Genomic DNA, 12,188 nt, shown 5'->3' on the forward strand with positions numbered 1-12,188 from the left:
ACTACCTCCCGGCCCGAGCCGCGGGGCGGCTCCGGCGCGCTCGTGGTGCTCCCTGTGCTCCGGCCGAAACCCCGGTGCCCCGGCCGTAGCCGTGGTGCCGGTACTGCCGCCTCCTCTTGTGCTTCGGCAACGGGCGCTCGGCCCGCACGCGGATGCGGCTGGCGCTGACGGCGCCGCCCGTGCCCGCGGGCTTCTCACGCGGTGTGTTGAGCTCGCGGCCGGCCATCCCGATCACCGCGCCCAACGGGCGCTCATGGCTGATCTTGGCGGTGATCAGCCGGGTGATCAGGATCGTGGCCACGAACGCCCACGCCGTGGAGAAGAATCCGAAGCTCCAGCCGGCCCACCGTTCGATGGTGAGCACGACCAGGAAGATGGGTATGCCGATGAGCCACGCTACGTAGCGGGCTCTCCAGGGAAAAGTCGCCTTCGGCGGGCCGAGCCAGACGGCGTCGACCCGGTAGACCTCGTCATCCGTCCTGATGCGCACGCCTGCTCCGCCTCAGCCCGTGAACAGGCCGGCGATCCACTGGCCCACGTTGACGCCGGCGCCACTGACCGCGAGTCCGATGATGGCGAGCGCGATGACGACACCCGCGAGCCTGCGCATGACACCGGCGTTGTCACCCTTGCCGCCACCGAGCCAGAGCAACAGGAGCGCGACGGCCAGCAACACCAGGGGGACGATGTTGTCGAGCAACCAGTTTCGGACGTTTCCGGTGCCGAGTTCGCCGGCAGCCAGCGTCTCGAGCGTGGTCATGGTGGTCATCGCGATACTCCCGGTGCGCGGACGGTCCCGCGCGCTTCTGGCTTCGGCGAAGCCTCGAACAACATCATGGCGTCACAAGGGGTAGTGGTCAAAGCGCGCTGTGTAAATGTCGACTTGTGGACACGGATGGGGCTGGGGTCGTCTGGGTCAGAATTCCTCGCCCTCCATCATGGGGGCAAGGGTGCTTGGGATTAACCCCGGCCACCCGGATTTCGCAGTGGACCCACGAACTCACCCTGCTGGAAGTGTTTTGCTCACTCTCGGTACTTCCCAAGTGGTCGATATCCGGCCGGAGCCAGTGTGGCATGCCCCATTCGGCCTCTCCGAGTGAGCCCGCAGTGTCACCGCCACGCTGCCCCAGGGTCGCCGGGAGCAATGAGGCGCTCGTCACGATACGCGCAAGTCGGGCCGGGATTTTCACTACATAGCGTGATGCCGGACATCGGGCACGAGAGGTGCCTTATCGGGAAGAGGTCACCGCTCGCGGAAACGCACCGGCCTTGACGACGGCGCGGCTCAGCGGCCGGCACAGCTCGGCGAGGCGGGCGGATTTTTCCCCACCCAGGTGCTGCCAGGGGCCTTCGGAGGCGGCGTTCGTGGCGGCCTCGACGCGCTCACGGAGGTCGGCACCCTTGTCCGTGAGGTCGCCGTCGGGGCCGATGACGCCCTGGCTCGCCAGGCGGGCGACCTCGGCGTCCCACTGCTCGTCGCTCCAGCCGCGCGTGCTCTTGGCCATGTGGGGGGTGAAGCCGGCTCCGCTCGCGACGTGCGTGACGAGGGCGGCCAGGCCGTCGAGGCCGTGGAGCATGAGGGCGGCGACGTGGGCGTCGCCGCGGTGCTCGCGCAGGAGCGTGAGGGCGTGCCAGAGGACGAGGTGCGGCTTTTCGGGCCAGGCGAGGCTCGCGTGGCCGGCGTAGAGGGCTCGGCCTTCCGGGCTGCAGCCGTCCGTGGCTTCACGCGCGAGCTCGGCGGCTTCGGCGGTGGTTTCGGCGTGGATCTCGTCGCCGAGGAGCCTGCTGAGGGCCGCGTCCACGGCGGTGAAGCGGGCTTCGGTGATTTGTTCGGGTGTGGCGAGGGTCCAGGCGCGCGGGATGTGGCGTTCGACGATCTCGGGGTTGAAGTTGTAGAACGTCGCGGCCACCACGCCGGCGTCTACCGCTCCCATGGGCGCCGAGCGGCTGGCGAAGTACGTCATGCGCCCGGGCCGGAGCCCCGCGGCGGTGAGGTGCTCTTCGGCTTCGGGGACGAAGTAGATCAGGGAGTGGAGGGTGTCGAAGGTGCCCTTGAACTTCTTCGCCGCTTCGGCTGCTTCGCCCATGGGCGGGATGCTACCGGGCGGTAGATGGTGGTGTCTTGGGGTTGGGGTGGGTTTTGGCCCGGGGCGGCAGAAGCCCCAAAGCAGGGCGGACGAGTTGGCGTGTAAGCCGGATCCTGTGCCCGGCGCGGCCTCGCGGCCGGTCGGGCGACGGTCATCCATCTCGGCCTGCCGTTGCCGGCAGGCTCCAGCGGCCTACCCGCAGGCATCGGACGGGCCGTCCTCAAGCGCCTGCGCAGGAGCGGCAGCTCCCTCTTGGCCTTGCTCCGGGTGGGGTTTACCGAGCCACCCCGGTCACCCGGGGTGCTGGTGGTCTCTTACACCACCGTTTCACCCTTACCCCCGTCCGGAAACGGGGGCGGTCTGTTTTCTGTGGCACTGTCCCGCGGGTCGCCCCGGGTTGCCGTTAGCAACCACCCTGCCCTGCGGAGTCCGGACTTTCCTCGGACCGGGTCACCCCGATTCGCGACCGTCCAGCCAACTCGTCCGCCCCGGAATCGTACCCGCGCACCGCCGGACGGGCGCGCGGCGGGGCGAGCAGTTCGACGACGCCGAGCGTCACGATCACCGCCAGCGCCACGAGCTCCACGACGTTGATCAGGTCCACGGCCACCAGCTCCCTTCGCAAAGGGGAGTACGGACCCCGCCCAAAACCGGTTCAAGTCGATCAGCGCAAGGTCCTTTGTGGATGATCTCACGCCGTGGACGTGCGTTGACGCTGTTCAGGGCCGCTGTTTCACTCGCGGCATGTCCGCACCGGACCTGCAGACGAGTCCACGGGCTTCAGCCTCGCGCTGCTGCTGGCGACGCAGCGTCTCAAGGTGATCGCCGCGATCCATCTCGGGCTGTGGCACCCCGGTGTGCTCGCGAAGTTCGTCGCGAGCGCGGCTGGTTCAAGGACGAATTCACCAAACTGGGCGAACCGTGGCTCGAACACGACGAGCGCTAAAGCCGCACGGAGGAGTTCATCATCCGTGCGCGAGCTCTGGACGAACGACCACGCCGAGTTCGGCGGCGAGGCCGCGTGTCCGACTGGTACTGCGGCAACGGCAAGGACTACGACGGCTTCACCGAACAGGTCGAAGACGTCCGCGCCATCGCGAATGGCCGCACTGTCCGATTCGGACTCAATGGGTTCGTCATCGCGCGCGAATCCGCCGGCGAGGCCGAAGCCGTGCTGCGCGAGATCATCGAGAAGGCGAACGCTGCTGCTCGGTTTCCTGCACTACCTGGAAGACGTGGAGCACTTCGGGAAGAACGTGCTGCCGGTGATCCGTGAGAAGGAACGCGAACTCGCTGAGTTGTCTGCCTAGGCTCCGCCTAGGCGTGCGGGCAGGGCTGCGGCAGCACGTTCAACAGCCGCTCACCGGTCGCCGGGTGGGCTCGATTAGCGTTCTCGCGTGCCCGAACCCCTCGCCGCGGTCGTCTCCCTTGTGCTCCTGGCCGTGACGCTGGGGTTCGCGATGGTGCGCCCGCGCGGGCTGCCCGAGGCGGTCGTCGCGGTTCCGGTCGCGGCGGTGGTGCTCGCCATCGGGCTCACCACGCCCGCGGCCGCGTGGCAACGGGTCGTCGAGATCCTGCCGACGATGGGGTTCCTGGCCGCCATCCTGCTCGTCAGCCACCTCGCCGCCATCGACGGCGTGTTCACCTGGCTGGGCAGCCGGCTGGCCGAAGTCTGCCGGGGTGAGCCCAAGCGGCTGCTCGTGCTCACCTTCGTCGCCGCGGCAGGCGTGACGGCGGTGCTCAGCCTCGACGCGACCGTTGTGCTCCTCACGCCCGTCGTGCTGGCCACGGCCGAGGGGCTCACGCTCGAGTCGAAGCCCCACGTCTACGCCTGCGCGCACCTCGCCAACTCGGCCTCGACGCTGCTGCCCGTCTCCAACCTGACCAACCTGCTGGCCTTCGCCGCGTCCGGGCTCACGTTCGCCGGCTTCACCGCGCTGATGGCGCTGCCGTGGCTGGTCACGATCCTGTTCGAGCTGGCCGTGTTCGCGAGGTTCTTCAAACGCGACCTCGAAGGCCCCCGCAGCGCCGAAAAGCCGCAGCACCGCGAGGCGCCGGTGTTCGCGCTCGTCGTGCTCGGCGTGATGCTCGTCGGCTTCGGCGTGGGCCAGCTCGTGCACGTCGAGCCCGTCTGGATCGCGGCGCTGGCGGCGGTCGTGCTCAGCGCGCGGGCGCTGGGCGAACGCAAGATCAAGCCGTGGCAGGTGATCACAGAGGCGTCACCGATGCTGGTGCTGTTCGTGCTCGGCCTGGCCATCACGGTGGAGGCCGTCGACGAACACGTGCTCGGCGGCGCCCTCAAAGCGTTCCTGCCCACGACGGCGGGGCTGCCCGAGCTGCTGCTCACCACCGCGATCGCGGCCGTGCTGGCGAACCTCGTCAACAACCTGCCCGCGACGCTGATCCTGCTGTCGGTGCTGGGCGACCACCCGAACACGGGCGTGCTGCTGGCCGTGCTGATCGGCGTGAACGTCGGACCGAACGCGACCTATCTCGGCTCCCTGGCGACGCTGCTGTGGCGCCGCGTGCTGGCCCGCCACGGGCACACGCCGAGGGTGAGGGAGTTCACGGCGCTGGGCGCGTTGACCACACCCGTCTCCCTCGCCGCGGCGACCACCGCGTTGTGGCTGGTGCTGCCCTGAGGGATTGCGGCGCGGCCAAGTGCGCCCGGAGCGTCCAGCAGCGGGTGCCGGAAGAGCCTTACGGGCCGGTGACGGAAGCTACGGCCGCGGCGGGATCGTCTGCCCCGGCTCCAGCGTGGGACCGCAGTCGTCGAGGCCGTTGCCGAAGCGGTAGGCCTCGACGTCCATCATGGTGGTCGCCGCGTAGCGCTGGACGGCCTGGAGCTTCGCCGGATCCTTCACCGCGTCCTTGCGGACCCAGTCGCCGTTGCGCAGGCCCGGGCCGGGGTAGATGAAGATCGGGTAGTAGTCGCGGTCGATGCGCGGGTCGAGGGAGATGCCGTTGCCGCCGGCCCACGGGCCCCACGAGTGGATGAAGGTGGGCTTGACCGTGTCGAACACGTAGTCGCGCAGGCCCGCCATGTTCTCGTCGTGCGTGAGGTCGGCGATGGGCGCGTTGACCAGGCCCGCCATGTCCACGAGCTGCAGCCGGCTGGTCATCGACGAGCCGCCGAGGTCCGGCAGCAGCAGCGACGCCTGCTGCAGGCCCAGCATGTCGGCGTAGGTGTTGAAGCCGCGGCCGAAGCGGTCGGCGATCAGGCACGCCGGCACGGTGGGGCTCTTGATGAACTCGTCGGACTGCTGCACGAAACCGACCAGCGACGGGATCGCCGCGGCCACCACGACCACGGACGCGACCGCGCGCCAGCGCACCTTCACCGTGCGCAGCAGCTCGCCGAACGAGAGCGTGCCCGCGAGCACGCCCAGCACCCACACCGGCGTAGCGAAGCGGAACTGCGCCATCCAGTCGGGCACCATCACGCCGAAGGCGATCACGCCGAGCGCGAAGGGCGTGATCAGCGCGGCCAGCGGGCGCCGCCACGGCGCCTTGCACAGCGCCCAGATCACGACCACCGCGAGCACGACCACGGCGGCGACACCGGCGTAGAGGATCAGGGTGCCGGGCCGGACCAACGACATCAGGTCGGGCAGACCCTGCTTCTTCGCCACCGACGGATTGGCGAGGAACCGGCCGCCGAACTCGCTGTGGCGCCACGCCACATAAGCGCCGAACGGGACCGCGAAAGCCACAATGGACAGCACTGCGTAGCGGAAGCTGACCCAGAAACCCTCGCGCCGCACGCCGTAGAGCAGGACGATCGGGTACGCGCCGGCGTAGATCAGGCCTTCCGGACGCGTCAGCGCGGCGAACGCCACGATCACGCCCGCACCCACCGCGACCTTCCACGTGAGCGTGCGTTCCTTGCGCACCGCGGTGAACAGCAGCACCGCGAGGCCGAGCACCGCGAACGCGAACAGCGAGTTCTCGAGGCCCGAAACCACCCAGATCACGAACGACGGGATGGTCGCCAGCGTGAGGCCTACGGCCAGCGTGACCGCCCACGCGTGGCGCGGGAAGATCTGGCGCGCGGTGACGTGGCACAGCGTGAGGTTGCCGGCGGTGAACAGCAGGCCGAGCAGCTTCGGGAACAGCACGTAGTCGGGGATGCCGAACAGCAGGCCGTGGTCGAACAGGCCGACGAGCTTCCCGCCGGCGAGCAGGACCATCCACGTCGGGTCGGAGAAGCCCTCGACGGGCGGCGCGCCCGGCTGCAGGACGGGGCCGAGGCCGTCGGCCAGGCTGCGCGAGTAGGAGAACGTGATGGCCGCGTCGTCCACGATCCAGTGGCCGTAGCGCGTGGCGTGCCACGCGACCGCGGCGACACCGGCCAGCACCGCCAGCACGGAGGCGATCCAGCCGTGGCGCAGGCCGACGGCGGTCACGGGCGCGTCCTCGCCGGGGAGGTCGCGTTCGGATGCTTCGGTGAGTGCGCTAGCGGTCATTACCTCGTCACTGTTTCTACTCGCAGAGCTTGCCGAGAAACGCACGAGCCTGCGCCCCCCTGATGAGGATCCCGGGTGGAACCCGCGCCGCGGCGCCGCGGTCGACACAGCACTCTAGCCAATACCGGATCGGCGCCCGCTCACGCGTCGTCCTCCAGCGTGATCCGTCCCACATTTTCAGGGGTGGGAAACCGTCAGGACAGGTGTGAAATGTCGTTGGCGAGATGCACGGAGGAGTTGCCGTCCGGGTAGAACTCCACGATCGAGAGCGACGCCAGGTCCAGGTGCAGGCGGAACAGCAGGCTCGGGCCCGCGTCGAGCCCCATCCGCAGCAGCGTCTTGATGGGCGTGACGTGGCTGACGACGATGATCGTCTTCCCCTCGTACTGCTCGATCAGGTCGCGGCGGGCCTGGCCGACGCGCTCGTGGACCGCGTCGAAGCTCTCGCCCCCGGGCGGCGCGCACGACGAGTCGCGCAGCCAGCAGCGGTGCAGCTCGGGGTCGCGTTCGGCGGCCTCGGCGAAGGTGAGGCCCTCCCACTCGCCGAAGTCGGTCTCGATGAGGCCCGGGTGCGTGACGAAGCGGGTACCGAGCGCGTCGGCCACGGCCTGCGCGGTCTGCTTCGTCCTGGTCAGAGGCGAGGAGACGATGGGGGCGGCCTCGCCGTCTTCGGAGACGAGGCCCGGCCACGCGCCGAGCCGTTTCGCCGCCGCGGCCGCCTGGCCGCGCCCACGCTCGGTGAGCGGCACGTCGCCGCGGCCGGAGTAGCGGCGGTCGACCGACATCTCGGTCTGGCCGTGGCGCAGGAGCAGCAGTCGGGTGGGCGTGCCGCGCGCGCCGGTCCAGCCGGCCTTGGCGACGCGGTCGGCTTCGCCGGTGCCGGAGGTGGTCTTGACCTGCGGCTTGGTCTGCGCGGGGGCCTGGGGGGTGGCCTTGCCGGTGCCACTGTCCATCGCGACGTTGGCGAGGTGGTCGGCGTCGGAGTTCTCTGCGCGCGGGATCCACATGTAGGTGACACGATCGAACCCGTCCGCGAGTTCACGCGCCCGCGCGGCGAGCGGCTGCAGCGCGGCGTGCTTGATCTTCCAGCGGCCGGACATCTGCTCCACGACCAGCTTGGAGTCCATCCGCACGTCCACAATGGACGCGCCGGTCTCCGCCGCCGCGGTCAGCGCCGCGATGAGCCCGGAGTACTCCGCGACGTTGTTGGTCACCACACCGAGGAACTCGTGGCGCTCGGCCAGCACCTCGCCGGTGGCGGCGTCCTTCACGACCGCGCCGTAGCCGGCCGGACCCGGGTTGCCCCGGGATCCCCCGTCGGCCTCGACGACGACCCGGTCGGTCACAGGCCCGACTCCAACGTACGGACCAGGATCGCCCCGCAGTTCTCGCACTGGACGACGGTGTCCTCTGGCGTCGCCTTGATCTCGGCGATGGTGTTGCGGTCCAGCTCCAGCTGGCAGGCGCCGCAGCGGCGGGCGCGCAGCAGAGCCGCGCCGATGCCCTTGTGGTCCAGCACGCGTGTGTACAGCTTGAGCACCGGCTCCGGGAAGCGCGGCAGCAGCTTCGCGCGGTCTTCGTCGCGGCGGGCACGGGTGGTGTCGAGGTCCTTGAACTCCTCGTCGCGACGCTCCATCGCGGCCGCGACGCCTGCCTCGGCCTTGTCGACCTCGGCGCCGGTGCGCTGCGCGTCGAGCTCCAGGGCCTCGCGCTGCTCCATGAGCTCCAGCAGGTCGTCTTCGAGCGCGCTCTGGCGGCGGCCGAGCGTCTGCAGCTCGTGCTCGATGTCGGTCATCTGCTTGGCGTTGACGGAGCCCGACTCCAGCAGCTTGCGGTCGCGGTCCTCGCGGGCCCGCACCGACTCGACCTCCTTCTCCTGCCGGGCGATCTCGCGGTCGAGGTCCGACGCGGCGGTCTGCACGGACACCAGCGCGTCGCGCTTCTCGCGCACGGTCTTCTCGCCCGCGTCGATCTCGGCGAGCTCGGGAAGTGTGCGCCGGCGGTGCGCAGTGCGCGAAAGCTCGGCGTCCACCTTCGCGAGTTCGAGCAGCTGGCGCTGGACGGCGGGGTCGGCCTTCACGGTGCTCCTTGTGGAATTCGGGGGGGACTTGCGGTGTCAGCTGGCGGGGGTCGCTCGGACGGTCCACGGGTCGGTGCACCTCGTGGAGACGTGACTGTCGACGTTACCCGCAAAGGCCGCGTCGACAAGGGCCGAGGCCTGCTCGCACCAGGGCCATTCGCTGGCCCAGTGCGTGAGCCCGACCAGCGCGGGCCCCGCGGCGGCGAGGTGCTCACCGGCCGGGTGGTGGCGCAGGTCCGCCGTCACGTAGGCGTCGACGCCCTCGGCGGTGGCGCGCGCGAGGTAGGAGTCGCCCGCGCCGCCGGACACCGCGACGGTGCGGATCGGCCGATCCGGATCCCCCGCGCCCAGCACGCCCGGCACGGTGGCCGGCAAGGCCTCGGCGACGCGCTGCACGAACACCGCGAACGGCTCGGCTTCGGCCAGGTGCCCGATCCGCCCGATGCCCGTGCGGCCACCGGGTTCCTGCGGGTCGAGCGGCCGGTCGACGGTGAGGCCGATGGTTTTCGCGAGCGCGTCTGACACGCCGGGGTCGGCCGAGTCGGCGTTGGTGTGCGCGCAGTAGAGCGCGCGGCCGCCGCGGATGAGGCGGTGCACGAGCCCGCCCTTGACCGTGTCGGCGGGCACGCCGTGCACCCCGCGCAGCAGCAACGGGTGGTGCGCGACGATCAGCTGCGCGCCCAGGTCCTCGGCCTCGGCCACCGTCTCCTCGACGGGGTCGACGCAGAACATCACCCGCGTGACCTCCTCCGCCGGGTCCCCGCACACGAGCCCGACGGCATCCCACTTCTCCGCGAGGCGCGGCGGGTAGTGGCGTTCGAGGACGTCGAGGATCTCGGCTAGGGCAGGCACCACGGGATCTTCCCACGACGGCGGCGGCGGACCCGGGACCCCGAGGCGGCGCGACGCCCCCGGCGTCCGAGAAGTCACCGGGGGCGTTCGCCCTCCACCGTCGATCCACCGCCGGGCGGTGAAGGTCGGAACCCGGCCGCCGCACCGGGTCGGGGCACCAGGGCGGCGGCCGGGAGCTGGGTGAGGGTTGGTCAGGTGTGGGTGGAGTTCTCGGCGGGGCGGTCCTCCGCAGCTCGATCCCCGGCGGCTCGATCCTCGGCAGGCCTTGCCTCGGCGGGCCGTTCCTCAGCAGTCCTTGCCTCGGCGGGCCGTTCCTCAGCAGTCCTTGCCTCGGCGGGCCGTTCCTCGGCGGTGTGGTGGCCGGCGGCGCGGTGGCGGCGGGCCACGAGGATCGCGAGGCGGATCAAGGCGTCGCCGCATTGGGCGGCCTTGGCGAGGTCGTCGATGGTGCGCCCTTGTTCGACGCCGGCCAGGGCCCACGCGGCGAACTCGGCCACGGTGCGCCGCCCGGTCTCGTCGATGACCTGGCCGGTGTCGCGGTCGGTGTCGACTTCGAGGCCGTCGTCAGTGATCCACCAGCCCACGGTCATCGCCTCGTCCGGAAGCACAGGCGGCAGTCGCGGGACTTGTCGCGGTCGTCGCCGAGTTCGTCCGACGACAGTTCGGACCGGAACGCCCAGCGGGCCGGGATCATGAAGCTGTTCAGCACGCAGCCGGGCTGGACGGTGCCGCGATCGGGGTCTTCGAGTTGCGATCGCAGGTATCGGTGGTTGCGGGTGTCGACTGCCCAGAAGTGCACCGCGTACAGCCCACGCTCGACCATCGCCGGCGACAGTTCGCCCGAGATCCTCGTGCCCATCCGACCCCCTCGCCATACCTCAAACATCCGTGCGCTCCAGCTGGTGCCACCCTGGTGCCAAGCGGTGCCACGTGAAGCCGGGAAACTATGATCGATGGCACCGTTCGGCACAATGCACCGATCGGGGTAACCGTTCGCCACGCTGTGTGTGGTTTTCTGTGGCGCATGGCTGGGACCACTCCGAGAGCGCGCGCCGTCGGCGCCGAACTCCGCAGAGCTCGCGAAGACGCCGGGCTCAGTGCGCGCACGCTGGCCGCGCGAATCGGAGTAGCGCACACCACCATCGGCCGCTGGGAGTCCGGCGAGCGGAACCCTCGGCCGATCGATGTGGCGACGGTGCTCGGGGCGCTCGGCACAGATCCCGACCTGCGCGAAGAACTGGTGGAGCTCGCCCGCGACAGTGACGGCAGGCACTGGGTCGCCTCAGGCCTGCCCGAGCAGCAACGCCAGCTCGCCGCGTTGCTGGAGCTGGAGCGCGATGCGGCGCGAATCGTGAACGTCTCGCCGCTGATCGTTCCCGGCCTGCTCCAGACCTCGGCGTACGCGCGCGCCATCATCGGTGCCGGTGGGGTGCCGGCGAGTGACGTCGAGACCCGGGTCGCGGTTCGGATCGGACGCCGCGACGCGATCACACGGCGCGAGCGCCCGGCGAAACTGCTCGCCCTGTTCGACGAAACCGCCCTGGGCAGGAACATCGGCGGCCCGGCGGTCATGGCGGAGCAGCTGCGCGCGCTCGATGAAGCGAGCCGCTGGGGCAACGTCACGGTGCGCGCTATCCCGGAGTCCGCGGGCTGGCACCCCGCACTGGAAGGGCCGTTCGTGCTGCTGGAGTTCGCCGACCGGACACCCGTGGTGCAGATCGAGAACCGGCGATCCGCTCTGTTCTTCCACCAGCCCGCCGACGTCGAGGCCTACCAGCTGGCGATCGATAGAGTTCAGGACGTTGCGATGAGTCCTGAAGAGACACGAACGCTCATCGCTGAGGTCCTCGGCAACTTGGAGACAGCGGCATGAAACAGCAGCATTTCACCGGCTGGCGGAAGTCGAGCCGGTCGCAGAACACCTCGGATTGCGTGGAGGTCGCCGTGGCGGCCGACCTCGTCGGGATCCGCGACACGAAGGACCGGCCGGCCGGGCACCTGACGGCCACGCGTGACGGCTGGTCGGCGTTCCTGGCACAGCTCGGACGCTGACCCGTAACGGAAAACCCCGGAGAAAGCCCTCCAGCGATCCGAGAACCCTCGAGGGCTTTCTCGTGTCCGAACCACCCACCCGAGCCACCCACCCGAGGAGTGAAGGAAACCCGTGCTGACTGTCGTGTTCGTGTGTTCAGGCAACATCTGCCGCTCGCCGATGGCGGAGCTGGTGTTCCAGGCGAAGCTCGCCGAGGAGGGGCTGGCGGACGTCGTGAAGGTGTCGAGTGCCGGCACCGGGCCGTGGCATGCCGGGGAGCCCGCGGACCGGCGGGCGCAGGCAACACTCCGCGCACACGGTTACCCGACGCAGCACGTCGCGTCGGAGGTGAATGACGAAGACTTGGAGGCCGATCTGCTGCTGGCTGCGGATGAGGGGCACCTCGACTTCCTGCGCGGGCGCGTCGAGGATCCGGCGAAGGTGCGGCTGCTGCGTGAGTTCGATCCGTCGGCGAAGGTCGGCGCGGAGGTGCCGGACCCGTATTACGGCGGCGACGAGGGCTTCGAGGAGGTGCTGGCGATGATCGAGCGCGCGATGCCTGCCCTTCTCGACTGGGTGCGCGCGCACGGTTAGGGCCGGTTTGTCCCGGGGAAATCACAGGTGGGAGAGGTCGCCGCGCGCCCGGTGGGGGCGACGGCCTACCGTGGAGG

At 70.2% G+C, this 12,188-nt stretch carries 13 protein-coding genes, 1 other RNA gene and 1 pseudogene; 5 read left to right on the forward strand and 10 right to left on the reverse strand.

Annotation, left to right across the window (positions count from 1 at the left end; genetic code table 11):
- Position 1: 1 nt before the first annotated feature.
- The 4 genes from AB0M56_RS44215 to rnpB form a co-directional block, all read right to left on the reverse strand.
- Positions 2–490, reverse strand: coding sequence for a hypothetical protein (locus AB0M56_RS44215; protein WP_364187771.1), 489 nt, complete (start codon positions 488–490; stop codon positions 2–4).
- Positions 491–502: 12 nt separating this feature from the next.
- Positions 503–769: a hypothetical protein gene (locus AB0M56_RS44220; RefSeq protein ID WP_326568540.1), complete on the reverse strand. Its 267-nt coding sequence runs from the start codon at positions 767–769 to the stop codon at positions 503–505.
- A 460-nt stretch (positions 770–1,229) separates the two neighbouring features.
- On the reverse strand, positions 1,230–2,087 hold the full coding sequence (locus AB0M56_RS44225) for a hypothetical protein (RefSeq protein ID WP_364187774.1): 858 nt from the start codon (positions 2,085–2,087) through the stop codon (positions 1,230–1,232).
- An 86-nt stretch (positions 2,088–2,173) separates the two neighbouring features.
- An RNA gene (gene rnpB, locus AB0M56_RS44230) (RNase P RNA component class A) lies at positions 2,174–2,569 on the reverse strand.
- 285 nt (positions 2,570–2,854) lie between these two features.
- On the opposite strand from rnpB, the pseudogene AB0M56_RS44235 reads away from it, so the two are divergent.
- Positions 2,855–3,397 (forward strand): annotated as a pseudogene (locus AB0M56_RS44235) (LLM class flavin-dependent oxidoreductase); the annotation flags it as partial.
- A gap of 150 nt (positions 3,398–3,547) precedes the next feature.
- A complete protein-coding gene (locus tag AB0M56_RS44240) occupies positions 3,548–4,729 on the forward strand; it encodes an SLC13 family permease (protein WP_364187845.1) in 1,182 nt (393 codons plus the stop codon).
- Positions 4,730–4,807: 78 nt separating this feature from the next.
- On the opposite strand, the gene AB0M56_RS44245 is transcribed toward AB0M56_RS44240, so the two are convergent.
- The 6 genes from AB0M56_RS44245 to AB0M56_RS44270 all read right to left on the reverse strand — a co-directional run bounded on the left by AB0M56_RS44245 (position 4,808) and on the right by AB0M56_RS44270 (position 10,344).
- On the reverse strand, positions 4,808–6,553 hold the full coding sequence (locus AB0M56_RS44245; RefSeq protein WP_364187777.1) for a hypothetical protein: 1,746 nt from the start codon (positions 6,551–6,553) through the stop codon (positions 4,808–4,810).
- Positions 6,554–6,747: 194 nt separating this feature from the next.
- Positions 6,748–7,899 (reverse strand): bifunctional RNase H/acid phosphatase, encoded by a 1,152-nt coding sequence (locus AB0M56_RS44250; protein WP_364187780.1) that lies wholly within the window; start codon positions 7,897–7,899, stop codon positions 6,748–6,750.
- Positions 7,896–8,633, reverse strand: a complete 738-nt coding sequence (locus AB0M56_RS44255; protein WP_364187783.1) for a C4-type zinc ribbon domain-containing protein — start codon at positions 8,631–8,633, stop codon at positions 7,896–7,898. The genes AB0M56_RS44250 and AB0M56_RS44255 overlap by 4 nt, the downstream gene beginning before the upstream one ends.
- A gap of 36 nt (positions 8,634–8,669) precedes the next feature.
- Positions 8,670–9,485 carry a Nif3-like dinuclear metal center hexameric protein gene (locus AB0M56_RS44260; RefSeq protein ID WP_364187786.1) on the reverse strand — a complete coding sequence of 272 codons (816 nt, stop codon included), beginning with the start codon at positions 9,483–9,485 and terminating at the stop codon, positions 8,670–8,672.
- Positions 9,486–9,676: 191 nt separating this feature from the next.
- Positions 9,677–10,075, reverse strand: coding sequence for a hypothetical protein (locus AB0M56_RS44265; RefSeq protein ID WP_364187789.1), 399 nt, complete (start codon positions 10,073–10,075; stop codon positions 9,677–9,679).
- On the reverse strand, positions 10,072–10,344 hold the full coding sequence (locus AB0M56_RS44270; protein WP_364187792.1) for a hypothetical protein: 273 nt from the start codon (positions 10,342–10,344) through the stop codon (positions 10,072–10,074). The genes AB0M56_RS44265 and AB0M56_RS44270 overlap by 4 nt, the downstream gene beginning before the upstream one ends.
- 165 nt (positions 10,345–10,509) lie before the next feature.
- Here AB0M56_RS44270 and AB0M56_RS44275 point away from each other — a divergent pair, with 165 nt between their 5' ends.
- The 3 genes from AB0M56_RS44275 to AB0M56_RS44285 all read left to right on the forward strand — a co-directional run bounded on the left by AB0M56_RS44275 (position 10,510) and on the right by AB0M56_RS44285 (position 12,111).
- Positions 10,510–11,358, forward strand: a complete 849-nt coding sequence (locus AB0M56_RS44275; protein ID WP_364187794.1) for a helix-turn-helix transcriptional regulator — start codon at positions 10,510–10,512, stop codon at positions 11,356–11,358.
- Positions 11,355–11,537, forward strand: coding sequence for a DUF397 domain-containing protein (locus tag AB0M56_RS44280; RefSeq protein WP_364187797.1), 183 nt, complete (start codon positions 11,355–11,357; stop codon positions 11,535–11,537). The genes AB0M56_RS44275 and AB0M56_RS44280 overlap by 4 nt, the downstream gene beginning before the upstream one ends.
- A 112-nt stretch (positions 11,538–11,649) precedes the next feature.
- Positions 11,650–12,111 (forward strand): low molecular weight protein-tyrosine-phosphatase, encoded by a 462-nt coding sequence (locus tag AB0M56_RS44285; protein WP_364187800.1) that lies wholly within the window; start codon positions 11,650–11,652, stop codon positions 12,109–12,111.
- Positions 12,112–12,188 lie beyond the last annotated feature (77 nt).

It is taken from the genome of Amycolatopsis sp. NPDC051372, assembly GCF_040682095.1.
Taxonomy (GTDB): domain Bacteria; phylum Actinomycetota; class Actinomycetes; order Mycobacteriales; family Pseudonocardiaceae; genus Amycolatopsis.